Origin of the sequence: Treponema putidum, from assembly GCF_000755145.1 — a bacterium.
In the GTDB taxonomy this organism is placed as follows: Bacteria; Spirochaetota; Spirochaetia; order Treponematales; family Treponemataceae; genus Treponema_B; species Treponema_B putidum.
Genome location: NZ_CP009228.1, coordinates 2,214,119 through 2,238,748 on the forward strand (window position 1 = coordinate 2,214,119; position 24,630 = coordinate 2,238,748).

At 38.7% G+C, this 24,630-nt stretch carries 15 protein-coding genes and 2 pseudogenes; 14 read left to right on the forward strand and 3 right to left on the reverse strand.

The genetic code is table 11. From position 1 onward, the window contains the following. Nucleotides 1-20: 20 nt before the first annotated feature. From JO40_RS10175 to JO40_RS10185, 3 genes and pseudogenes are all read right to left on the reverse strand, one after another. The gene (locus JO40_RS10175) at nucleotides 21-596 is read right to left on the reverse strand and encodes a hypothetical protein (protein ID WP_044979241.1); all 576 of its coding nucleotides are present in this window, start codon (nucleotides 594-596) and stop codon (nucleotides 21-23) included. Nucleotides 597-619: 23 nt separating this feature from the next. After that, nucleotides 620-1,556, reverse strand: a pseudogene (locus JO40_RS10180) (NADase-type glycan-binding domain-containing protein). A gap of 76 nt (nucleotides 1,557-1,632) precedes the next feature. After that, on the reverse strand, nucleotides 1,633-2,889 hold the full coding sequence (locus tag JO40_RS10185) for a hypothetical protein (protein WP_044979242.1): 1,257 nt from the start codon (nucleotides 2,887-2,889) through the stop codon (nucleotides 1,633-1,635). Nucleotides 2,890-3,284: 395 nt separating this feature from the next. Here JO40_RS10185 and gpmA point away from each other — a divergent pair, with 395 nt between their 5' ends. The 14 genes and pseudogenes from gpmA to JO40_RS10260 all read left to right on the forward strand — a co-directional run bounded on the left by gpmA (nucleotide 3,285) and on the right by JO40_RS10260 (nucleotide 24,623). Beyond that, nucleotides 3,285-4,028, forward strand: a complete 744-nt coding sequence (gene gpmA, locus JO40_RS10190) for a 2,3-diphosphoglycerate-dependent phosphoglycerate mutase (protein WP_002678467.1) — start codon at nucleotides 3,285-3,287, stop codon at nucleotides 4,026-4,028. Between the two features lie 13 nt (nucleotides 4,029-4,041). Continuing rightward, nucleotides 4,042-5,523 carry a M81 family metallopeptidase gene (locus JO40_RS10195; RefSeq protein ID WP_044979243.1) on the forward strand — a complete coding sequence of 494 codons (1,482 nt, stop codon included), beginning with the start codon at nucleotides 4,042-4,044 and terminating at the stop codon, nucleotides 5,521-5,523. A 19-nt stretch (nucleotides 5,524-5,542) separates the two neighbouring features. After that, nucleotides 5,543-10,048, forward strand: a complete 4,506-nt coding sequence (locus JO40_RS10200) for an acyl-CoA dehydratase activase-related protein (RefSeq protein WP_044979244.1) — start codon at nucleotides 5,543-5,545, stop codon at nucleotides 10,046-10,048. 142 nt (nucleotides 10,049-10,190) lie between these two features. Further along, nucleotides 10,191-10,991 carry a hypothetical protein gene (locus JO40_RS10205; protein ID WP_044979245.1) on the forward strand — a complete coding sequence of 267 codons (801 nt, stop codon included), beginning with the start codon at nucleotides 10,191-10,193 and terminating at the stop codon, nucleotides 10,989-10,991. 350 nt (nucleotides 10,992-11,341) lie between these two features. Then, a complete protein-coding gene (locus tag JO40_RS10215) occupies nucleotides 11,342-11,926 on the forward strand; it encodes a hypothetical protein (RefSeq protein WP_044979249.1) in 585 nt (194 codons plus the stop codon). A 223-nt stretch (nucleotides 11,927-12,149) separates the two neighbouring features. Then, entirely contained in the window at nucleotides 12,150-12,908 is a 759-nt protein-coding gene (locus JO40_RS10220; RefSeq protein ID WP_044979798.1) for an ABC transporter ATP-binding protein, read from the forward strand. A 13-nt stretch (nucleotides 12,909-12,921) separates the two neighbouring features. Continuing rightward, a pseudogene (locus JO40_RS10225) lies at nucleotides 12,922-14,621 on the forward strand (hypothetical protein). A gap of 47 nt (nucleotides 14,622-14,668) precedes the next feature. Beyond that, nucleotides 14,669-16,948, forward strand: a complete 2,280-nt coding sequence (locus JO40_RS10230; RefSeq protein WP_044979251.1) for a tetratricopeptide repeat protein — start codon at nucleotides 14,669-14,671, stop codon at nucleotides 16,946-16,948. Next, nucleotides 16,945-18,303 (forward strand): 3-phosphoshikimate 1-carboxyvinyltransferase, encoded by a 1,359-nt coding sequence (gene aroA, locus JO40_RS10235; RefSeq protein WP_044979252.1) that lies wholly within the window; start codon nucleotides 16,945-16,947, stop codon nucleotides 18,301-18,303. Before JO40_RS10230 ends, aroA begins: the two co-directional genes overlap by 4 nt. A gap of 88 nt (nucleotides 18,304-18,391) precedes the next feature. Further along, nucleotides 18,392-18,928 carry an adenine phosphoribosyltransferase gene (locus JO40_RS10240; RefSeq protein WP_044979253.1) on the forward strand — a complete coding sequence of 179 codons (537 nt, stop codon included), beginning with the start codon at nucleotides 18,392-18,394 and terminating at the stop codon, nucleotides 18,926-18,928. Nucleotides 18,929-19,072: 144 nt separating this feature from the next. Continuing rightward, nucleotides 19,073-20,842, forward strand: coding sequence for a V-type ATP synthase subunit A (locus tag JO40_RS10245; protein WP_044979254.1), 1,770 nt, complete (start codon nucleotides 19,073-19,075; stop codon nucleotides 20,840-20,842). Nucleotide 20,843: 1 nt separating this feature from the next. Then, complete coding sequence (locus JO40_RS10250; protein WP_044979256.1) at nucleotides 20,844-22,139, forward strand: V-type ATP synthase subunit B; 1,296 nt, start codon at nucleotides 20,844-20,846, stop codon at nucleotides 22,137-22,139. Between the two features lie 10 nt (nucleotides 22,140-22,149). Beyond that, nucleotides 22,150-22,764, forward strand: coding sequence for a V-type ATP synthase subunit D (locus JO40_RS10255; protein WP_044979257.1), 615 nt, complete (start codon nucleotides 22,150-22,152; stop codon nucleotides 22,762-22,764). Continuing rightward, on the forward strand, nucleotides 22,761-24,623 hold the full coding sequence (locus JO40_RS10260) for a V-type ATPase 116kDa subunit family protein (protein WP_044979258.1): 1,863 nt from the start codon (nucleotides 22,761-22,763) through the stop codon (nucleotides 24,621-24,623). Before JO40_RS10255 ends, JO40_RS10260 begins: the two co-directional genes overlap by 4 nt. The last annotated feature ends 7 nt before the right edge of the window (nucleotides 24,624-24,630 follow it).

Below are 24,630 nucleotides of genomic sequence, written 5' to 3' on the forward strand. Positions count from 1 at the left end.
CCTTGTAATCAATTGCTGTGTTACTTATTAGCAATATCCATATATACTACTGCAACAAGTAGGACATTTTGCTTTTCATATCGGGAACACACAATCGTTGTGTTTACTTTTCCGAATTTTTTGCTCACAAACTCCATATCTATGAGATGATTATTACCTTCTTGTTCATAGAGATTGTATGTAATATTGAGAGCTTTTATCTTTTTTTGAATACTTTCATAAGTATCATTCTTTGTGATTTCTAAATCATATATTTTAACCGGACACATATCTTCTTTCGTTAAAAAAAAGCTAAATCCGCAAAAATAATTTTTACTGTCAAATGAAAACGCTACTCCTTCATCTTTATAAAAAATCTCACCAAAGTTTTCCTTATTTGAACTGCCGTCAGCTTTACCTATCTTTTTTTGTAATTTTTCCGGCGTATATTTTTCAGTTGGAATTAACTTTTGATTTCTAAAGATAAAGGGCTCATCATTGACGATAAATTTTGCCTTTTCTGCAGCATTAAGAGTTGCTGCAAAACTACCCATAATTAGAAAAAGACATAAAAATGAACTTTTTTTAAATAAATCGATTTTTCTTTTTAAAAACATTTTTCTTTCTCCTTGTAAAAGTTTTATTCGTATGGGATAACTTCTGTTCTCCACAAAATCATAAAATGAATGGCTGTGTCTTGGTATTTTGTACCTTTGTACACATCCAATATTGTTACCTTAACATCTTCTTGTTTGGGTAAAAAACTTATGTTTATAGTTTGCGGGTGGGGTGTATCCTTTACGGTGAACTCTTTTTTCTTACCGCTTGTAACTCCCTCAACCAATATCTTTTTAATTCTTCCGTTTTCATCATAAAGTTTAGGATTTGAAGCTGAAATATAGCCGTTCATCAAGAGTATGTATTTATAAAAAGACATGTTTTTGGTGCTTATTGTAAAGGTCTCTCCTATACCCCATCCGTCTACGCCTTCTACCCAAGGGGTGTCCTGTTCCATAATTGATAAATTTTCTATTTTATACTCTCTTTTTCCTTCTTTTGATCCTTCGACAAAATACGAACTTACATTTTCATAATTAAAACAAGGATATTCTCCTGTTCCTCCCATAGGAAAATCAGAAAAAAAGTCTGCTGCTTTTTTACCCTTACGTGAAGGCAGCATGCCGAGGCCTACAATGTCGTCCTTATTTTCTCCCAAAGTTTTTTTCGCCAATCCTGTTAAAAGCATAAATTTATTTCCGTAGTAATTTTTTGATTCGGGATTAAGGCCTGCATATAGGTCTTCAGGTATATCGGCATCCAATTCAAATAAGGGAAACCTACCTATGTACTTTTTTTTGTAGGTGTAGAGCTTTTTTATCTTTTCCTGATTTGCATTATACCAGCTTATTTCGAGCTTGTTTCCTTTTTGGAATTCTATAAAATAGGGGCATGGTACCGTATCCGTATATCCGAAGCCTGCCAAATCAAAGTTTTGCCCTACGGCAAAACTACCCATAATTAAAAAAGACATAAAAATAAACTTTTTTAAATAAACCGATTTTACTTTTTAAAAACATTTTCTTTCTCCTTGTAAAAGTTTTTACTTAATTTTTTTTAACCGGACAGGCCTTTACGGCCTGTCCGGAGTTCATTTTAATAAAATATTTTATTTTTTATTTTAAAATAAAAACCTCCTAAATTTGATGTAAAGTCTGCTGTACTACTGCTTCCTCTTACATCTTCCCATTGTTCTCCATGCCGCCCCATGTATGGATCAATAAAGCCACCGCTTGCGTATCCAATAGCATGTTGCCCGTCTTCTGGAAGTGTATCATTTCCCCAAAAGTCTCTTTGCGGAAATTTTATCATAGCCGGATTATCTCCAACCAAAGTTTTTAAGTCTTGCAGACTTATGCCTTTCGGTATTTCATAATAAACAGCATCTACTCCAAAGACTTCCTTGATAACATCAGTATATAGTTTATTGCCTTTATCGGAAATAGCATCATTCGCCATTTTCTCTGCTCTTTCTTTTGTCACGTCGGCTTTGTAGTTATGTCCTGCAAGGTTAACTGCTCCCACTACTGAGTCATAGTGACAAGCATTAGGATATATAACATTTCCATTTTTATCCTTTTGCATCGGAAGATTTTTCCATCTTTCACTAATCACCTCATCAAAGCTCAACTTTTTCTTTGTGACTTTATCATCATAATAAACAGCTAACATATCGTTTTTATTTGCAGCCTTAAGATTATCAAGCTCCCATTGCGAAAAATTTAACAAAGCTGCTTTTCCTTTGTCTCTTGGAGAAACGGCAGCCGGTGTTTCATTTGAATTACCAGCATTATTACTATTTAACAGAGGCGCTTGGTCTACTCCAGTACCTTCATTAGAGCTTGAGCTGGGCGATGTCCCGCTCAAAGCCGTATTGCCGGCTCCGCTATCCGAACTTTCATTACTTTGATGATTATGATGATAATCGTCCTCATCATCATAATTGTCGTACACGGAATTATGGTCATCATAATAATTGCTCCCGTCTCCGCTATTTCCGCTGCCGGTACCGCTTCCGCCATTTGACGGAATATCCGTTTCGCCTGCAGTATTATGACCGGCATCTTGGCCTGTTTCATCATTTGCAGGTTCGGACGGAGCCGAACCTGTTCCGGACGGAGCCGAACTTGTTGTGGAATCAGCCGGTTCCGGAGTTGTGGTTCCCGGACTAGGTACAGCCGGATTACTACCTGTGCCGGAATCGCCGTTTCCTTCTTCGGGTACAACATGAGGCTCATCGTCATTTATATTGAACCCTACGCCTCTTGTAGAATTTACTACAACATCACCTCCGAGGCCGAGGACAAAATCATCACCTTCCATTAAGTGATATGAATTTTTCCAATTTACCATAAATTTCTCCTTGTGAAAATTTTTTTCCATGCATAGAAAATATGGAAGCTATAGAAAATCACTTAGTTTTCCTCCTGCTTCCATTATATTATAGGTTTTTATTAAAAACAAGACTACTTTTTAATGATAAAGATAAATTTATTTTATTTATGTTCTAAAATGGTTTAAAAAAACAATATTTTAATTTAATTCGGAATAAAACCGTATATCCCGTGTGTTTTGTTTAAGGCCTTCCCAAGAAATCAACAACCCCGCCGCAAGCGTACATTACGCAGCAACAGGGTATTAACCCCTCGCAAGAATAAAGAATATAAGTGAATAAAAAAAAATCATATAATGCCTCTCTTGACACTATGGCATTGATTGTATAATATTAACCTCATGGGAGGGGCTATATGAAATTGGTTTTAGTCAGACACGGCGAAAGTGAATGGAATAAGCTTAATTTATTTACCGGATGGACGGATGTCGATTTGAGTGAAAAAGGTGTAGAAGAGGCAAAAGAGGGCGGAACCTACTTAAAAAAAGAAGGTTTTGACTTTGATATTTGCTATACCTCTTATTTAAAAAGGGCAATTCATACCCTCAATTATATTTTAAACGAGATGGATAGGGAATGGCTTCCCGTTATAAAAACTTGGAAGCTGAACGAAAGGCATTACGGGGGCTTGCAGGGCCTAAACAAGGCGGAAACAGCCGAAAAATACGGAGAGGATCAGGTAAAAATTTGGCGCCGTTCCTTTGATATTGCTCCTCCCGTTTTGGAAGAAGGAGATAAGCGCTGTCCCTATTTGCAGGAACAGTACAGGGGTATTGAAAAATCAGAGCTCCCTTTAACCGAAAGTTTAAAAGATACCATCGCCAGAGCAGTTCCCTTTTTTGAAAAGACTATAAAACCTCAAATGCTCGAAGGAAAAAGGATCCTTATCACTGCCCACGGTAATTCCCTGAGAGCCTTGGTTAAATATTTTGAAAATTTAAGCGATGAAGAAATAATATCGGTAAATATTCCGACAGGCGTTCCCTTGGTTTACGAATTCGATAAAAATTTTAAGGTTCTTAGTAAACGCTACCTTGGAGATCAAGAAAAAATCAACGCTAAAATAAATGCAGTTGCAAATCAAGGAAAAAAGAAATAAGGTAAGAGCATAAATGAAGCGAATTTTAGTAGGATGCATAAATCATGAGTCAAACAGCTTTAACCCTATAATTACGGGAATTGAAGATTTTGTTATTTTTAGGGGAAAAGAAGTTTTAACAAAGGGCTTAAAACCATACTATTCTTCTACGGGAATTATTGAGACTATTCAAAAATGGGGCTGGGAGGTAGTACCTGCCGTAGTTGCAAGGGCTGTGCCTAACGGCTTGGTTGATTATAATCTATACACCGAACTTAAAAAAGATTTTTTAGCTTATATAGATAAGGCTCTTTTGGAGGCTCCTATTGACGGCATTTGTCTAGGTCTTCACGGCTCCTTAAAGGTTCAAAACATAGGGCCTGCCGAAAGCGATCTTTTAAAGGCCATCCGCGAAAAGCTTCCCCATATTCCTTTAACGACGGCTCTCGACATGCATGCTACGGTAACCGATGAGATGATTAAGTATTGTGACGGCATTGTAGGCTATAAAACAGCTCCTCATATTGACTGCTATGAAACCGGAGTTCATGCAGCTGAGCTTTTAAAAAAAGCTTTGGAGACTTCAAATAAACTTTGCATAGGAAGGGTAAAAATCCCAATGCTGGTAGCAGGCGAAAAAAGCGAAACTGCCGCAGAGCCTATGAAAAGCCTAATAGCCTCATGTGTTGAGGCCGAAAAAGAAAAAGACTTACTTGCAGCCTCAGTTCTTTTGGGCTTCCCATGGGCAGACAGTAAGGATAACGGCGTAACCATAGTAACGACTGCCTTAAACGATCAAGCCCTTGCAGATAGGGCGGCCTTAAAAATAGCTAAGGAATTTTGGGCTGAGCGTCATAATTTTAAATTTAAGGTAGAGCATTATGATTCCTTTACTTCAATAAAAACGGCTATAGAATCTGTAATGCAAAATAAAGAATTCCCTGTTTTTGTTTCGGATTCGGGAGATAACCCTACAGCCGGTTCTACAGGAGATTCTACCGAGTGTTTTGAGGCTCTCTTAAAACAAAAAGAAGCTTTAAAAGCTCTTCCCACAAAGGTGCTTTATTCGGGTTTTTTTGATAAGGCTGCTGTAGAAAAATGCTTTGATGCAGGGGAGGGGGCTCCCCTGGAAATAACTATAGGCGGAACCTGGGATAAAATTAACGGCAAAAAAATTCCTTGTTCCGTGAAAGTCTTAAAACTTGTAAAAAACTACGGAGTTTATAATTCCCGTTTAGCCCTTGTCGAAATGGGGGACATAAGAATAGTTTTAACCTCAAATCACATAGGCTTTGGGGATGAAGAGCTTTTACCTGCCCTAGATGTAAAAGCTGAGGATTATTGTATCGTTATTGTAAAGCTCGGTTATTTGGAACCTTGCTTTCAATGTATAGCAAAGAGGGCAATATTGGCGGAATCTAAAGGATGCTCAAATGAGATTTTGGAAACATTAGACTATCCTCAAACTCCGCGTCCCATATATCCATTGGATAAGGACATGGATATAAAATTATAATTTAGAATCGGTTGGTGTTATGAATAAAGATAGAGTGCTGCGCTTCGGAATAGATGTAGGTTCTACAACTGTAAAAGTTGTTGTATTAGAGGATAACGGAACAATCCTGTTTAGTAAATATCAAAGGCACAGAGCCGATATAAGAACGACTATCATATCCGTGTGCGAACTTGCTGTTGAAGCTGTCGAAAAAGCATATGGTGAAGATGTAGAGCTTTCCCTAATCGTAACCGGCTCCGGAGGTCTTGCAGTCTCTCACTGGCTTAACATTCCATTTATTCAAGAAGTGGTAGCCTCCACTGCTGCTGTCCGTAAATTAATTCCTCAAACCGATGTTATAATAGAATTAGGCGGTGAGGATGCAAAAATTACTTATTTTGAGCACACGAATATCGAACAAAGAATGAACGGTACCTGTGCTGGCGGTACCGGCTCCTTTATAGACCAGATGGCCGCCCTCTTGGAAACCGATGCGCTAGGTTTAAACGAACTTGCAAGAAATGCTCAAACCATCTACCCTATAGCCGCCCGCTGTGGAGTTTTTGCCAAAACGGATGTTCAGCCCCTTATAAACGAGGGAGCAAAAAGGGAAGATATAGCAGCAAGTATATTTCAGGCTGTTGTAAGCCAGACTATTTCGGGCCTTGCCTGCGGTAAACCAATTCGCGGAAAGGTTGCCTTTTTAGGCGGCCCCTTGCACTTTTTAGACCAGCTAAGGCATAGATTTATCGAAACCTTAAAACTTAAAAGTGACGAAATTATCACTCCTGAAAATTCCGAGCTTTTTGTAGCTATGGGAGCAGCCCTAAGTGCTGCAGGAGGCCTTAGTATACCCGCGGCTTCAGCTTCTCCTTTTAAACAGCCAGTTCCATTGGATCTAAAAAAAGCCCAATTTAAGCCATCCTTAAAAAAAGAAGAAAAAAAACAGCCTCTTATTTTTGAAGAAGAGCCTGCTGCAATCAAACCTCATTTTATAAAACTTTCTCAATTTAAAAAAGATATTTATAAGATAGCATCTTCAGAAATGCCTGAGGTGCAGCGCCTTCCGCCCCTTTTTAAAGATGAAGAAGAACTTGAAAGTTTTAGAATAAGGCATGCAAAGGAGATGGCTCCTTCAGGCGATATTTTTACGGCCGAAGGACCCGTATTTTTAGGACTTGATGCGGGCTCAACTACAACCAAAGCCGTTTTAATAGACGATAACGGAAAAATCCTCTGGCGTTTTTATGATGTAAATGCAGGAAATCCCGTCGAACTTGCAGTAAAGGTTTTAAAAGACCTGTATAAAATGCTCCCTCCGAAGGCCTACATAGCCCGCTCGGTTTCTACCGGATATGGAGAAAGCCTTTTTCAGGCTGCTTTAGGCGTGGATGCCGGCGAGGTTGAAACCATAGCCCATTACCGTGCCGCCGAATTCTTTTTGCCCGGGGTGGATTTCCTTTTGGATATAGGCGGACAGGATATGAAATGCCTCCGCATGAAAAACGGAGCGATAAGTTCTATTCAGTTAAATGAGGCCTGCTCATCAGGCTGCGGAAGCTTTTTGGATAATTTTGCCCGCTCTCTTGGAATGAATATAAGCGAATTTGCAAATAAAGCTCTTCTTGCCGAAAAACCGGTAGACCTCGGTACAAGGTGTACGGTCTTTATGAATAGCCGCGTTAAACAGGCTCAAAAAGAAGGCGCCTCCGTAGGAGACATTTCTTCGGGCCTTTCATATTCAGTTATAAAGAATGCCCTTTTTAAGGTTATTAAATTGCGCGATGCCTCCGAAGTAGGAAGCAAGGTAATAGTGCAAGGCGGAACATTTAATAATGATGCGGTTTTGCGTGCCTTTGAACTTGTTTCAGGAAGGCAGGCTGTCCGCCCCGATGTTGCAGGTCTTATGGGAGCTTACGGAGCTGCCTTAATTGCAAAAGACCAATGGCATGACCTTGAAGAAGAAAATCTTTCCGAAGGCAAAATAAGATCAAACATTGCCGATATTGAAGGTTTGGAAAATTTTAAGGTAAAGCTTGATTTATTGCGTTGTCCCAAATGTCCCAATAACTGCCTTTTGACGGTAAATACCTTTGACATATCCGGAGTAAAGCGCCGTTTTATTACAGGAAACAGGTGTGAAAGGGGAGCCGAGCTTGATAAAAACAGCGGAATTGAAGAATGTTCATCCCCTGCTTCCGTTAAAGATAAAGAGACGGTAAACAAAAAGGATATCCCGAATCTTTTTGACTGGAAGTATAAAAGGCTTTTTAAATATAAACCCCTTCCTAAAAATGAAGCACCTAGAGGCGAGATAGGAATTCCTAGGGTTTTAAATATGTATGAAAACTATCCCTTCTGGTTTACCTTTTTTACGGAACTGGGCTTTTCGGTTAGAATTTCTCCGCGCTCCACGCGGGGAACTTACGAGATGGGGCTTGAATCCATTCCTTCCGAATCGGTTTGTTATCCTGCAAAGATTGCCCACGGCCATATCGAAGCCCTCTTAAAGTTGGGAGTAAAAAATATTTTTTACCCCTGTATCCCGTACGAAAAAAAAGAAGATGATGGGGCAGGAAACCATTATAATTGTCCCATTGTTACAAGCTATCCAGAAGTTCTAAAAAACAATATCGATGTTCTCAGGCAGGACGCTAATATAATTTATCTAAATCCTTTTTTACCGTATTACGATAAACACCGTTTAATAGACCGTCTTTATGAAGAATTGGGTACAAAGTTTTCGATAAGTTTGGAAGCTATAAGAAATGCCGTTAATACTGCTTGGGCAGAAGAAAATAATTTTAAAAAAGAAACGGAAGAAAAGGGCGAAGAGGTCTTGCGGTTAATAAAGGAAAAAAATATTAAAGGCATTGTGCTCGCAGGCCGCCCTTATCACCTTGACCCTGAAATTAACCACGGCATTCCTGAGATGCTAACCGGCCTCGGTCTTGCTGTTTTGACGGAGGATTCAGTGGCTCACTTGGGAAAGATAGAACGCCCCTTGCGAGTTGTAGACCAGTGGACCTATCACAACCGCTTATACAGAGCAGGAAATTTTACCTCAACTCAAGATAATTTGGAATTTATACAGCTTACCAGTTTCGGCTGCGGCTTGGATGCGGTAACGGCCGATCAAGTGCAGGAAATAATAGAATCTAAGGGAAAAATGTATACCCTCATAAAAATAGATGAGGGCTCTAATTTGGGGGCCGTAAGAATAAGGGTAAGAAGCCTTTTAGCTGCCGTAAAGGAAAGAAAAAGAAGCCGGCTTATTTTGAGTAAAAAATCGGCTGCCTATGACCGAATTGTTTTTTCAAAAGAGATGGAAAAACGTTATACAATCTTAGCCCCTCAAATGTCTCCTATTCATTTTGACCTTATAGGGGCAGCGATTTCTCATTCCGGTTATAACCTTGAAATCCTTACTGAAATCGATAAAAATGCCGTCGAATACGGCTTAAAATATATAAATAATGATGCCTGCTATCCTGCCATAATAGTTGCAGGTCAAATGATATCTGCCCTAAAATCAGGCCGTTATGATTTACGCACTACAGCCTTAGCTATAACCCAAACCGGAGGAGGCTGCCGTGCAACAAATTACATAGGTTTTATAAGGCGCGCTCTTATAGATGCAGGCTTGGGCTTTGTTCCCGTAATAGGCATCAGTGCCCAGTCCATCGAAAAAAATCCCGGCTTTAAATTAAAACTTCCAGTTTTGCATAGGGTGGCTCAAGCTATGTGCCTTGGCGACCTTTTAATGAGGGTTCTTTACCGTACACGTCCCTACGAAAAAGTTCCCGGTTCTGCAAACGAAATATATAAAAAATATGCCGTCCTTATCAAGGATGCTCTAAAAAAAATGACAGCCGGAAAATATAAGGAAATAATCAGGGGCATTGTAAAAGAATTCGATAACCTGCCCTTAAAAAATATCCGAAAACCTCGTGTAGGTGTAGTAGGAGAAATATTGGTTAAGTTTCATCCTGCCGCAAATAATGATATTTTCAGTACCATTGAAAGGGAAGGAGCGGAATGTGTTGTTCCAGACTTATTGGATTTTTTCCTTTATTCTACGGTTTCGGGTATCTATAAAAATACCTATCTTGATTACTCGTTTAAAAAACGCCTCATTGCAAAGCTCAGCATCTGGGTGATTGAACGGTACAGAAAACCTATAAAAAAAGCTTTAAATAAAAGTAAACGGTTTACCTCTCCTGAGAGCATATATAGATTGGCCGATTCGGTTGACGGAATTTTACAGCTTGGAAATGTTACCGGTGAAGGCTGGTTTTTAACTGCCGAAATGATAGAACTCATTCATTCAGGCGTTTCAAACATTGCCTGTGTTCAGCCCTTTGCCTGTCTTCCAAATCATGTAACAGGAAAAGGAATGATAAAAGAATTGCGCCGCCGCTACCCGGAGGCAAATATCTCGGCCATCGACTTTGACCCGGGTGCCAGCGAAGTAAACCAGCTCAACCGCTTAAAACTCCTCCTGGCCAACGCAAAACCCGGCCTTCACCCCGATGAAGCAAAGTGAGGAGGAGAAAGTGTTAAATACCTTGCTCCTTTTACTTGATAAAATAAGATAAATTGAGTATTATTATAATTATTGATAAGGATGTGTGATAAACAGTTCGGCACAAATGGTGCCTCACTGTTTATCTTATGGGAGAAATAAAATGAAAAATAGAAATTTTACAATTGCGGCAGCCGCAGCTATTATTGGGATGGCTTTGATTTGTACAGCCTGTCAATTTGACGGACAAAAAATTGTAGATCAGTTTCTTTTAGGTTCTTACGGAACATATAAATGGGATGGAGATAAACTGACCATCTCCAGCACTGAAAGTAACTTTAAAACGCACTTTGCAGGATCGGGCGTAGATAAAGTTACTCTTACAAAAGAAAAGGTAAACGACTGCGACTATCTTACAAGCGGGACACATTATCTTGACGCAAAAGATATGGGCGGTGATGTTTGGCAGGGAATTTTTTATTTAAACGGGATGGGCTTCCGCACAATTAAAATTACGCTCAAAAGCGGCGGCATTTGTGAGATTCAGCCCGGATTATCGGTTGAAGAAGGTATTAAATTTCCTGAAGATTTAAAGATAACAGGAACCTTGAAATTAAATGGTGTAAATATATTGCCGAAAGAAGATGAACTTTCTACTACCGGTATGCCGACATACACCAAGCAGTTTTTTGCCGCCGTAAAATCAGGCTCGTTAAAAACGCAATGGGTAGGAAAAGAAGTTGAAACTTTCACAGGCCGCCATGAAAGTTCGGAAACCAATTTAGGAATCACAACAACTACGGAAACATGGAAGGGCTCATCGCAGCTTTTTAAAACAAAAGCCGACGAAGTCTACTATAAGAAAGTTTATAAAGTTGACGGTTCAGGTCATTTTATGCCCGATCCTAATAACTTTTTTGAAATCTATATTTCGAAAGGTACAGCACTGAAGCCCAATCTTTAATTAATGGGTGTTTAATCTATGTTTTAAGGGAAGGGAAATATCTTTCCTCTTTTTTCCCTCTAAAATTATATGATAAATAATATTAAAAAGAAATGGCCGTTTTTTTTGGTATTTGTCATAGTGTTAGCAGTAACATCATGGTTGTTATATACTCAAATTATTGATTTATATAAATTTAACCTCGATATAAAATTGATTTTAAAACAAAATCAAAGAGTTGAAGCCGTTGTTATTAAAAAACATTACATACGATTTTCTCCCTTATTGACATCAAACCTTTTATTTTAGTATAATTCACGACTATTAAGGTATAAAAGGCTATTTAAAAGAATAACCATAAGGAGTTTGCTTTGACAAGAGATTTAGGAGTATTAAAAGGAATTTATCTTGCTCCTTACATGCAGGTTGCTACAGTCTTAATCGGAAAGGCCCGTCATGCAGGAGGTAATATGTTCCGGCATCAGGTGGATACTATGGCTATTCTTATAGACTACGGGTACATCGACAGCGTTCTTTTAAAGGCTTCTCTAATCCATGATGTCATTGAAGATATCGAAGATTTTAATGTAAATGAAATTTTAAACATAGATTCGGAATCGGGACAGGTTTATGAACTTGTTTTGGAAGTTACAAAGAAAAAAGGACAAGAAAAGACCGAGTACCTAAAAAATATAATAAAAAACGGGTCTGAAAAGGCTAAAATTTTAAAATGTGCCGACAGAATAAGCAATATGATAAGTTTGGGTTTTGTAACGGATCCCGAATTTATTGAACGCTATTGTAATGAAACCGAGCTCTATATTTTTCCTATCGCTCTTGAGGTTAATTTTGAAATGTATAAGGAACTTATGGCCTTGGTCGTTTCGCGCAGACAATATTTAGTTGAATGCGGCTATCTTGAAGAAAGTATAAAAAAAATGCGCCAGGCACGGTAAAGGGAGTTATGATAAACATTTCGGCAGAAATTCAGCCCCACTGCTTATTTTATTAAAGGGAGGTGTGATAAACAGTTCGGCACAAATACTGCCTCACTGTTTATCTGCCGAGTTTGCCTTTCGGCAAACGTCGTGTTATTGTATGCGGTTTGCAAGCAAACCGCTTGAAAAAACTTTTTTCGCAAATTGCTATTTGCTGCAAAAAGTTTTTATGGGAGTATTTATGATTGAAATTTCAAATGTATCAAAGGCCTACGGTTCTTCTAAGACAAAGGCTGTAGACGGCATTTCGGTGAATGTACGAAACGGTGAAATCTTCGGCTTTTTAGGGCCTAACGGAGCCGGAAAAACAACTACAATTAAAATGATAACCGGTGTTCTTAATCCTGATTCAGGGGCGATAATCGTTGACGGTGTAAACATAGCCGAAGACCCTATGGAAGCAAAAAGAAGAATAGGCTATGTTACCGATAACCCCGAGCTTTTTTCGCAACTGAAGGCTGTTGAATATTTAAATTTCATAGGGGATGTTTATGCCGTTCCTACTGATTTGAGACGGGAAAAAATTGAGCGTTATACCAAGCTCTTCGGCATAAATGATGCTTTAAACGGGAGCATAGGAAGTTTTTCTCACGGAATGAAGCAAAAACTTTTGGTTATCGGAAGTCTCTTATCTGACCCTTCCGTTTGGATTTTAGATGAACCCATGGTAGGTTTGGACCCTAAATCGGCTTTTTCCTTAAAGGAAATTATGAGAGAAAGAGCCGATGCCGGAAAGGTTGTTTTCTTTTCTACACATGTTATGGAAGTGGCCGAAAAACTTTGCGATAGGCTTGCAATTATAAATGCCGGTAAAATTATGTTTGCAGGTTCTTTACAGGAGCTGAGGGAAAAAAGAGGAGAAAACGCTTCTCTTGAAAAGCTCTTTTTGGAGCTCGTTGATGATAAACCTTCTTCTAGTTTTGAAAACGGAGAAGTTTAAGAGAGTTAAAAATATGAAAGTTTTTTTTAGATTGGTTAAAATTTATTTGGCTTCGGTTTTTAACTTTAAGAATTTTAGAGCCCAAATTAAAAAAAGAAAAAAAAGGGTGATCAAACCGTAACAAGAAATTCCAAGGTTAAAATATTTGGCATGGCAATTCTGTTTTTATTTGTCTTTGCAGAATTTTTATTTATTTTCGGGTTTTTGATTTTCGGTCTATACGGAACGGCAAAGGCCGTAAACAATATAAGTATTCTTTTTGAAGTAACGGCTGTTCTGATTTCTTTTATGAGCCTTTTGTTCGGCTTTATGCTTACTATTTCTACTTACTATATCGGCGAAATTGAAGAACAGTTTTTGTCCATGCCCATCAGGCCCCGCACCTTGTTTGCATCAAAATTTTTTGCAAATAGCGTTAATTCGCTTATTACCTCTTTTGCCTTTTTTGCGGTTTTGATGGGAATTTACGGGTATATGGAATCTCCGCCTTTTATGTTTTATGCATCGGCCGTCATCTGCGCCCTTGTGATTCCTCTGCCGATGATTTCAGTCTGTTATTTTTTTAATATCCTGATTATGCGCTTTACTCGAGTTTTTAAAAATAAAAACGTCATTATGGCTTTAAACGGAATTGTAGGTATGGCTCTTGCTCTGGGTTTTAATTATATAATCCAATCTGCTTCCGGTTCCGATCCTGAGGCTCTTTACAAAATGGTTGAATCCAATGCTTCAGCCTTTCAAACCTACGGCTCATACTATCCTCCGATAAAACTTGTGGGTTATATTTTAAGTGAGCCTTCTTCCGGTTTAAGTTTTTTATATATCTTATTGCTGGTTGGTTTTTGTGCACTTCTTCCGGCCTTGGTTATAGGATTTATGTCAAAACTTTATACCGGCAGCTTAATAGGTTTTAATGAAAGAAGTATAAAAAAACTTGAAGCAAAACAGGTTTCGTCTTTTTTACATAAAAATATAAAAAAATCTTCTCCCTTTATCGCTTACGTAAAAAGAGAATTTAAAATGATGAACCGCACTCCGATTTATCTTTTAAACGGCCCTTTTTCTATTATACTTATGCCCATATTGCTTATTGTTATAAGCATTGCAAAGGGATTAAATCTTAATAATATTCCGCCCCATATAATTGATTTTATGCATGGAAATGCGGGCTTTGTAATTACGGGTATTGCATCAGGATTTTTAGGTTCAATGACTAATATTGCGGATACGGCCCTTTCCAGGGATGCTAAATTTATTCCTTTTGTTAAAAGCTTACCGATTGATGCTGCAGCTTATATGTATGCTAAATTAGCCCATGCCATGATTTTTGCCCTTTTTGCGATAGTAATAGGGGTGGGCTTTGCAGGTTTTGTATTTAACTTCGGTCTTCTTCATATAATTTTAGCATCTCTAGTGGCTCTTTGTTTTTCGGCCTTTGTAAACCTTGTTTCTTTATTTTTAGACACGGCTCATCCTAAACTTAATTGGGATAATCCTGTTGCAGCAATGAAGCAAAATATGAACGTGCTTTTTATCATGTTTTTTAATATGATTATTTTAGTTCTTTCTGCTGTTGTAGTATTTTTCAGCATGAATTCTTATCTTTGGGTTATTTTAATATATTTTTGCGGTATTCCTGCAGCCTTGTTTGCAATATTGATTAAACCGTATGGAATTTATGCAGAAAAGAAAATAGCAAGTATTGAATTATAATTACCTGCTAGACTAAAATACGTTTTTTTGTAATCTTTTAAAATATTATGGAAAAACTTAAATTATATGTTTCTTATTTTAAGAACAAGATTCTAAAAAAATATGAATCTAAAAAAGCTCAACCGATAGATAATGAAGAAATCAAAGAAGAAATATGGGAAGCCGATTTTTCTAAAAAAGAAAAAGCCCGTTTTATTGAAGAAACCGGAGACGGTTATCAGTCCTTATTTGAAAAAAATCTTGACGATAAACATTCCTACTCTCTGGAATTAAAACGCAAGCATCTTTATGCCTGGGTCCTAAATCCCGTATTTCGATATAAGGACTTTGTGCTTGATGCCGAAATTGAGCTGCCTGTTTTTACTGATAATTTCTTTCCTGAAGAAAATACAAGTGCAGGCTATTGTGCGGCGGGTTTTGTATTTAGGCACATAAGCGATAAGGCTTTTTATTCCCTTCTTATTTCAGACAAAGGATTGATGAGGCTTGAGGCTGTTGTTAATTCTACACCTATGCCCATTCTAGGCTGGACAAAACCTTTGACCGATATTGATAGTTCAAAATTTAAAATAAAACTGATTTGTGCAGGGACAAGTATAACTGTGCTTGTAAACAATACTTGGTTAGGCAAATTTGAATCCGATATTGTTCAAGCTGCAGGAAAAATAGGTTTTGCAGGACAAAACTGGGAATCTTATCCAAAGATAAAATTCTACTTAAATGAATTTAAAATTATTTCTCAACCCTTTCTTGTAGAAAATACCGATTCTGCGGCTAATAATCCCGATGCCATTTCCCCTGAAGCCTATATCAACCTGGCTTCTACATATTATGCAATGGGGCAATATGTTGCGGCTATTTACCAAATAAAACAAGCATGGAAACTCCGTGAGCCTATTATTCAAGATCATATTTTGGCCGGAAGAATATATTTTGCACAGCATCTAAATGACGAGGCTGAAAAAGAATTTTTAGATGCCCTAGATATTGAACATGATAATTATGAAATAATGGCTGAACTTGCAGGCCTGTATTATCAATCCGGCGATATGAAAAAACTGGGCTCTCTTTTAAAAGGCATCCCAAAAGATGAAATTGAAAAGTCGGTCTTGCTTTGTTCTTTGCAGGGACATTTTTTAAATTCTCAAGGAGAACATGAAAAATCAGCCGCCTTTTATGCAAGGGCTTTTGAGCTAAAGCCGGATCAAGGCTTACTAAAGTATAATGAAGCAAACGAGCTCAATCTTGCGGGAAAAAAAAGTGAGGCGATTGACGCTTATGCTGAAGCCGGAAAAATCTTTTTGGCTTCTGAAGAATATAACGAAATGGCCGACGTAATAAATGCTCTTGAACGGATTGCCCCGGATGATGAGCGTACTTGGGCTTTAAGCGGTAAATTCTATTATGCTATCGATAACAAGTGGGAAGCTAAACTTAATTTTAAAAAACTATGCGACGCAAAGACAAGTGATTCTACAATATGGTATTTGTACGGTCTTCTCATTCATGATGAAGACCCTGAAGAAGCTGTCAAGTTTTTTAAAAAGGCTTGTAAGTTGGGACCCGAACACGGCCTTTATCATTTCCGCTTGGCTGAAGCCTTGTACCTTACAGGGGAAGACTGTTCTGTTCCTCTTTCAAAGGCCGAAGCTCTTGAACCTGATAATGGCTGGGTTTTTAATTTAAAAGCTCTTTGTGCGATTGACGAAGATGCCTTTTTTGATGCTCAGATAGAAATCGAAAAAGCCCGTAAGATGCTTCCCGATGAGATAGTCATTTTGGAAAACTATGTAGAGGTTATGCGCCTTCAAGGCCGCTTAAAGGAATGTGCCCCTCTTTTTGACATTGAGGCAGGAACGGCGGATTTGGCAGCTGAAAGAAATAGGGCTGAGGCTTTTCATATTTATGCAAATGCTTTATTCTTTGACGAGCAATATGATGAGGCAGATATTTGGTATCAAAAAGCCTTAAAGCTTCATCCTACAGATCCGGTTCTTTTAACCGACAAAGCGGAAAACTCCATAAAGATAGGCTATCTAAACGATGCCGACGGCCTTTTGGTTAAGGCTATGGATATTGAACCTACGGAAAGAATATATAGGCTTATTGCTCTTCTTGCAATAAAAAAAGGCGACCATGCCCGTGCCGAAGTTACATTGAGAAAGGCCATCGAAGAATTCGGTGAAAGTGATGAGCTTTTGTTTGATCTTACAAACCTTTATATCCAAACAAACCGGAAAGAAAAGGCCAAGGAAACATTAAAGCTCTTAGCGGATTGCGAAGATCAAGAACGCCTAAAGGAACTCAAAGCTCTTTTAAAAAAATGATTTTAAAGATTAAAAAATCAAAACCTATATCTCCCTTGTCCATTGAGGTGCCTCCTTCAAAGAGTCATTCGATGAGGGCCATTGTTTTAGCATCTATGGCTGAAGCTCCTTCCGAAATAAAAAATCTTTTAATTAGCGGAGACTCTAAAACGGCTATATCGGTATTTGAGTCCTTAGGTGTAAAATTTAAGATTGAGTGTAAAACAATATCTTCTGCAGATGTTATTGTTTTCCCTCCGAAAGAAGGCTTAAAAAAACGAATTGAAAAACAAAAGTCTATTAAAATAGATGCAGGAAATTCCGGCACTCTTTTTTATTTTTTAGGTTCTCTTCTTTCCTTAACGGCTTCCGATTTTGTTTTGACCGGGGATTCATCGATTTTAAGGAGGCCTATAAAACCCTTAATCGAAATTTATGAGGGTCTCGGTATAAAATACGAATTTCTTGACAAGTCTGAAAAACCGCCTCTTAGGGTTTTTAGCCATGAAAATTCACCTAAGAATTTTGAAGAAAAAAAACTTTATCTTGAAGGGGCTTTTTCTCAGGTTGTAAGCGGCCTCTTGCTTGCAGCAGGTTTAATTGATTTTCCACTGCAAATAAATTTAAAAAGAGCAGGGGAGCTTCCATACTTAAAAATGACCCTTCATTGGCTTAAAAATTGCGGTATTGAATTAGACGTTTCGAACGATTTTAATACTTTTAAAATTAGAGGAAAGCAAAAAATTTCTTCTTTCTCGGCAAGCATTCCTGCCGATTGGTCAAGTGCGGCTTTCCCAATTGCTCTCTCGCTTATTACATCTTCTGCTATCAGCATAAAGAACATAGATATAAATGATGTTCAAGGAGATGCCCGTATAGTCAAAATTTTAAAAGAGATGAATGCGGATATTCATTTTGATGATAAAAATAAAATTCTTCAAATATTTCCTTCAAGTTTAAGGGGAGGAGAATTTGATTGTTCCGATACTCCGGATGCGGTTCCGGCTCTTTCCGCAATTGCTTGTTTTGCAAATGGTGAAACCGTTTTAAAAAATATAGAAATCTGCCGGTACAAAGAGTGTGATAGACTTTTTGCAATTTCCTCAGAACTAAAAAAACTTGGAGCCGATATTGTAGAGGGCCGGGATTTTTTAATTGTTCGCGGAACAGGAGGAAAAGACCTAAGACCTGCTAAAGTTTATTCCCATGGAGATCACCGAATAGCTATGATGCTTATGGTTATGGGAGCGGGTATCGATAATAAAGATGATTCGGATTTTATCCTTCAAGATGCAGAGTGTTTTGATATAAGTTATCCGTCTTTTTTAGATGAGCTTAAAAATATGGGACTCAGTATTACTTCGTATGATTTATAGAAATTACTTAAAATGCTTTCGATTAAAATAATTTAAAACTAAAAAAATTCCTATTGACCATTGCAAAAATAAGGTGTAGACTGTGTTTATGAAAGATAAAATAATTGACGCTGCGATTAGACGCGTTCCCGACTTCCCAAAAAAGGGAATTCTTTTTTATGATATTACAGGTATTTTGGTTAATCCAAAAGTTTTTAGCTATTGCCTTGATAAAATGATGGAAATGTACAAGGATGAAAAGGTAGATGCAGTAGCCGCCATTGAAGCGCGGGGCTTTATCTTTGCTTCCCCATTTGCTTATAAAATGGGAATCCCTCTTATTTTAATCCGCAAAAAGGGAAAACTCCCAGGAGAAACTTACTCCGCTTCTTACGATCTTGAGTATGGTCAGGCTGCTGTTGAAGTACATAAAACCGACGTAATAAAAGGTCAAAAAGTTCTTCTTTTGGATGACCTGATTGCTACAGGAGGAACTTTAAATGCTGCCCGAAGTATTTTAGAAGAGGGCGGAGCAAAGGTTGTGGGTTTTTGCGGCGTTGTAGGCCTTCCTTTTTTAAATTATAACAAGGTACTTGGAGATTTGCCTGTAAAAACTCTTATAGAATATGACAGTGAAAAAATTTAGTTATATTTTTAACATTTTTTGATTTTTTTTGTCTTGAATATTTTTAACTTATATGATAAAATCTAAAAGTTGTTTTATAAATTTTTATAAAACGACTTTTAAGATTAGGATTTATGCTTTATATACAGTATTTGGAGTTATGATATGACTAAAACAAAAGGAAAAGTAGCCGGTATTAACGGTAACATGATAAGCGTTGCTTTTGAAGGCTTGGTTACTCTTAATGAAGTCGGCTATGTTGAAGTTGGTTCAAAAAAACTAAAAAGCGAGGTAATACGTATTCGGGGGGATGTAGCTCAGCTTCAAGTATTTGAAATTACAAAGGGAATAAAGGTCGGCGATATAGTAGAGTTTACCGGAGACCTTCTTTCCGTTGAATTAGGTCCCGGCCTTTTAGGACAGGTCTATGACGGCCTGCAAAACCCATTACCGGAGCTTGCAGAAAAAGCCGGCTATTTTTTGGAAAGAGGTATATACTTAAATGCTCTTTCCCGAACAGCCAAATGGCACTTTACTCCGGTTGCTAAAGAAGGCGATAGCCTTAAGCGTGCAGACCTTTTAGGAACCGTACCTGAAGGCAGTTTTACCCACCGTATCATGATTCCTTTTAACATGTATGGAACTTATAAATTAAAATCTATCAAACCTGAAGGTGATTATACCGTAGATGATACAATAGCTGAGGTTACGGACGAAAGAGGAAACGTAATACCTCTTACCATGAGTTTTAAGTGGCCTGTAAAGCGTGCAATCGACTGTTATGCAGAACGCTTAAAACCGACGGAAACCTTGGTTACAAAGATGAGAACAATGGATACATTTTTCCCCGTTGCAAAGGGCGGAACCTATTGTATTCCCGGTCCCTTCGGTGCAGGAAAAACCGTTTTGCAGCATGCTACCAGCCGAAATGCCGATGTCGACATCGTTATTATTGCAGCCTGCGGTGAGCGTGCCGGTGAAGTTGTAGAAACTCTTACAGAATTTCCTGAGCTTAAAGACCCCAAAACGGGCCGAACCCTCATGGAGAGAACGATAATTATCTGTAATACGTCTTCAATGCCTGTTGCTGCCCGTGAAGCTTCGGTTTATACGGGTGTAACACTCGCAGAATACTACCGACAAATGGGTTTGGACGTTCTTCTTCTTGCAGACTCTACAAGCCGCTGGGCTCAGGCTCTTCGAGAAATGTCCGGCCGCTTGGAAGAAATACCCGGTGAAGAAGCCTTCCCTGCCTATCTTGAATCCTACATTGCAGCCTTTTACGAAAGAGCCGGAATTGTACGTCTAAGCGACGGCTCAAAGGGTTCCGTTACAATCGGAGGAACCGTATCTCCTGCGGGAGGTAACTTTGAAGAGCCCGTAACTCAGGCTACGCTAAAGGTTGTAGGCGCATTTCACGGCCTTTCACGAGAAAGATCCGATGCCCGAAAGTATCCGGCAATTCATCCTCTCGATTCTTGGTCAAAATATCCCAGCGTTCTTCCTTTAGAAGAAGTCAAATACGGGAGAAGTTTTTTACGACGAGGCACAGAAGTTGAGCAGATGATGAAGGTTGTAGGTGAAGAAGGAACAAGTATCGAAGATTTTATAATTTACTTAAAAGGCGACTTACTCGATGCCGTCTACTTACAGCAAAACTCTTTTGATAAAGTCGATGATGCGGTTTCGGTTGAGCGCCAGCAGCACATATATAATATTTTAGTTGAAATTCTAGGTACTTCATTTAAATTTGTTTCAAAGGATGAAGCCCGTTCTTATTTCAGCAAACTTAAACTTATGTTCATTGACTATAACTACTCGCCTTGGGGTTCGGATGCGTTTAAATCCCATGAAGACGGAATTAAAAAGCTCATCGCCGAAAAAGCGGACAGCCTAGACGAAAGAGCAAAAAAATTATTGAAGCAGGCGGTATAAGATGAAAAAGGTATATAGTAAAATAGAATCGATAAACGGTTCGGTTATTACGGTTAAAGCCGACGGTGTATCATACGGAGAATTGGCTGAGGTTCAAACCCGTTTTGGAGCTTCCCTTGCAGAAGTTAATAAACTTGACGGAGACTTGGTTTCCTTGCAAGTTTTTGCAGGCGGCCGAGGTGTTTCAACCGGGGATGAGGTGCGCTTTTTAGGCAAGGAAATGCAGGTAAGCTATTCCGAAGACTTGCTCGGCCGCATTTTTAACGGTTCGGGCGAACCTCGTGATTCAGGCCCTGCCTTAAAGGATAACATGATTCCTATAGGCGGACCTTCGGTAAACCCCTCGAAGCGTATTCTTGCAAACAGAATGATCAGAACCGGTATTCCGATGATCGACGTATTTAATACCCTGGTTGTTTCTCAAAAGCTGCCCATATTTTCAAGTTCAGGTGAACCTTATAACGAGCTTTTAGCCCGAATAGCCATGCAGGCCGAGGTTGATGTAATTATCTTGGGCGGAATGGGCTTAAAATATGATGACTACCTCTATTTTAAGGACACCCTTGAAGAAGCCGGTGCTTTGAGCCGAACAGCCATGTTCGTTCATACGGCAGCCGACCCGACAGTTGAATGCCTTATGATTCCGGATATGTGTCTTGCAGTTGCGGAAAAATTCGCCATTGCAGGTAAAGACGTATTGGTTCTTTTAACGGATATGACAAACTTTGCAGATGCAATGAAAGAAATAGCTATTATTCAAGAACAAGTTCCTTCAAACCGAGGTTATCCCGGAGACCTTTACAGTCAGCTTGCAGCCCGCTATGAAAAGGCTGTAGACTTTGCCGACGCAGGTTCCGTTACGGTATTGGCCGTTACGACAATGCCCGGAGATGACGTAACGCATCCGGTTCCCGATAACACCGGTTATATTACTGAAGGTCAGTTCTATCTTAAAAACGGACGAATTGAGCCTTTTGGAAGCCTTTCACGATTAAAGCAAAACGTAAACGGTAAAACAAGAGATGACCACCGAGCCTTGATGGATAATATGATTAAGCTCTACGCTTCGTATAAGGACACCTTGGAAAAAAAGTCCATGGGCTTTATGATGAGCGAATGGGACGAAAAACTCTTAAAATACGGTGCAAGATTCGAATCCGGAATGATGGACCTGTCGGTAAACATTCCGCTTGAAGATGCTCTCAGCCTAGGCTGGAAAATTCTTGCCGAATGTTTTACCCGTGAAGAAACCGGTATTAAATCCGACTTGGTAAATAAGTACTGGCCGGCAAACTAAAGGGTAGGCTATGGCAATAAAACTGACAAAAAATGAGCTTAAGAATCAAAAAGAATCTTTAAAAATGTACAGAAGATACTTGCCGACTCTTCAGCTTAAAAAACAGCAGCTTCAAACCGAAATCCGCACTATCGAGTCCAGAGCTAAAGAAGTAAGGCTTCACAGAGATGCTCTTAATAAGGAATTCGAAGACTGGGTAGCGGTATTCGGTGAGCAAAATGTTTTTAAACCCTCGATGGTTAAGATAAAAGAGCTTTTAACTTCAACCGGAAATATTGCCGGAGTAAGTATCCCTGTTTTTTCCGGTGCGGAATTTGAACGCTCTAAATATGATCTTTATAAGACTCCTCTTTGGGTTGATACGGCTGCCGAAAAATTGCAGGAAGTTTTGAGCTTAGACCTTGAGGCAAAGGTGCTTGATGAACAAGTCCGCCTATTGAATTCGGAGCTTAGAACTACTACCCAGCGCGTAAACCTGTTTGAAAAGGTTAAGATACCCGCAACTAGAGCAAACATAAAGAAGATTACGGTTTATTTGGGAGACCAACAGGTTGCAGCTGTTGTTCGCGGTAAAATTTCAAAGAAGAACCTTGAAAAGGTTCACCATAAGGATGAAGCTCTATGATTGTACCGATGAAAAAAGTAACTCTTTTAGTTTTAAAAAAAGAGCAGCGTCATGCCTTAAAAGATTTAAGAAAATTAGGGCTTTTACATATTGAAGACCGTCCTGCAAACGGTACCTTGATAAACGAGCTACGATCCGAGAAAAACGACATAACTCTTGCTATAAGCCTTTTAACGGAATATCTTCCCAAAAAAGAGAAAAAAGGAATAACGCCTCCCTCTCTTTTAAGCGAAGAAGATACTCTTACCTTTGTAGATTCCGTTTTGTCCTTGACTGCTTCTTATAAGAGTAACATGGAAGAATCTGCAAGGCTTTCAGGTGATATAGCATCTTATGCCGAGTGGGGAGAAATAAATACTGCCGATTTTAATTTTTTGGAAGAAAAAGGTATCTATCTTTTTCCTGCAACTACCTCAGTAAAAACTTATTCTTCCCTTTCCGAAGATATTAAAACTATTTTACTGGGGAAGGGGAAAACGGGGGTAAGGTTTTTAATCTGGAGTGAAACAAATGCTCTTCCGGTTGACTTGCCTCAGGATATTATTCCTTTAAAATTGCCTGAAACTTCCGTTAAGGCCTTAAAAGAAAAACTTAAGAGTTTAACGGCTAAGATTTCTTCTTATAAGAAAGAAATGACGAAGATGTCTGCCTACTTAAACTCTCTCCATGTCTTGGATGAGATTGTAAGCAAAAAACTTCAATTTGAGATTGTGCATGATGGTATGCAGACAATAGATTTCGGAAATCAAGATGATGATGAGAGGGTTCAATTGGTTTGGCTCACAGGTTATATTCCATGCGAAGATGAGTCAAAGCTTTCTTCCCTCGTAAGGGAAAAATCTTGGGCCTATATTTCTCAAACTCCCGAAGAAGATGACCCTGTTCCGACAAAGATAAAGCGTAATAAACTTGTAAATCTTATTTCTCCGCTAATCGACTTTTTAGGGACTGTTCCCGGTTATACGGAGCCTGATATATCTCTTTGGTTTTTGATCTTTTTTGGAATTTTCTTTGCAATGATTTTTGGAGATGCGGGCTACGGTGCGGTTTTGTTCTTAATTTCAATTGTTTTGATCTTAAAAGCAAAAGCAAAAAAACAAAAAGTGCCTACAGCCTTTTATATGTTCGGTTATTTAGGTTTAATGACCGTTATCTGGGGTACTCTGGTTTGTAACTGGTTCGGTATGCCTACCGGAATTTTACCGTCTTTTCTTAAAAACTTAGCTGTTCCTGCGATTGCAAACTTTACGCCTGAGGATATACGCAATCAAAACCAGATTCTGCTCTGTTTTACACTAGGCTTGACCCAGCTGATGATAGCCCATCTCGTGAGCTTATTTAGGAATATCAAATCCCCTAAATTCCTTGCCGATCTGGGCTCAATTTCGATGCTTGGCGGAATGTATTTTGTTGTTTTAAATCTTGTTGTAGATTCGCAAAAGTATGCAATCAATAATACAATATTGCTTGCCATAGGGCTGGGTTTTGCCTTAAACTTTATTTTTGCAAACTATTCTACAGGAATAGGACAGGCCATTGTTGAAAGTTTAAAGAATATAATAAATATGTTTTTGGGCGTAGTAAACGTATTTGCAGATATTATGAGCTACATAAGACTTTGGGCTGTAGGTCTTGCAGGAGGCGCTATAAGTGCAACCGTAAATGAGATGGCAGGCCCTGCATTAGGAGGCATAATAATCTTTGCAGGTGTTTTACTTTTATTGTTCGGACACGGCCTTAACTATATTATGAACGTGCTTTCCGTTATAGTCCACGGTGTTCGGTTGAATACCTTGGAATTCTCTAATCATGTAGGCTTGACTTGGTCGGGCTTTAAATATGAACCCTTTAATGAATAAATTTGGA

Coding starts and splice junctions, on each gene's coding strand:
- JO40_RS10185 (WP_044979242.1), bottom strand. CDS start 2,889: ATGGTAAATTGGAAAAATTCATATCACTTAATGGAAGGTGATGATTTT.
- JO40_RS10220 (WP_044979798.1), top strand. CDS start 12,150: ATGATTGAAATTTCAAATGTATCAAAGGCCTACGGTTCTTCTAAGACA.
- JO40_RS10250 (WP_044979256.1), top strand. CDS start 20,844: ATGAAAAAGGTATATAGTAAAATAGAATCGATAAACGGTTCGGTTATT.
- JO40_RS10205 (WP_044979245.1), top strand. CDS start 10,191: ATGAAAAATAGAAATTTTACAATTGCGGCAGCCGCAGCTATTATTGGG.
- JO40_RS10240 (WP_044979253.1), top strand. CDS start 18,392: ATGAAAGATAAAATAATTGACGCTGCGATTAGACGCGTTCCCGACTTC.
- JO40_RS10195 (WP_044979243.1), top strand. CDS start 4,042: ATGAAGCGAATTTTAGTAGGATGCATAAATCATGAGTCAAACAGCTTT.
- aroA (WP_044979252.1), top strand. CDS start 16,945: ATGATTTTAAAGATTAAAAAATCAAAACCTATATCTCCCTTGTCCATT.
- JO40_RS10245 (WP_044979254.1), top strand. CDS start 19,073: ATGACTAAAACAAAAGGAAAAGTAGCCGGTATTAACGGTAACATGATA.
- JO40_RS10200 (WP_044979244.1), top strand. CDS start 5,543: ATGAATAAAGATAGAGTGCTGCGCTTCGGAATAGATGTAGGTTCTACA.
- JO40_RS10230 (WP_044979251.1), top strand. CDS start 14,669: ATGGAAAAACTTAAATTATATGTTTCTTATTTTAAGAACAAGATTCTA.
- gpmA (WP_002678467.1), top strand. CDS start 3,285: ATGAAATTGGTTTTAGTCAGACACGGCGAAAGTGAATGGAATAAGCTT.
- JO40_RS10260 (WP_044979258.1), top strand. CDS start 22,761: ATGATTGTACCGATGAAAAAAGTAACTCTTTTAGTTTTAAAAAAAGAG.
- JO40_RS10255 (WP_044979257.1), top strand. CDS start 22,150: ATGGCAATAAAACTGACAAAAAATGAGCTTAAGAATCAAAAAGAATCT.
- JO40_RS10175 (WP_044979241.1), bottom strand. CDS start 596: ATGTTTTTAAAAAGAAAAATCGATTTATTTAAAAAAAGTTCATTTTTA.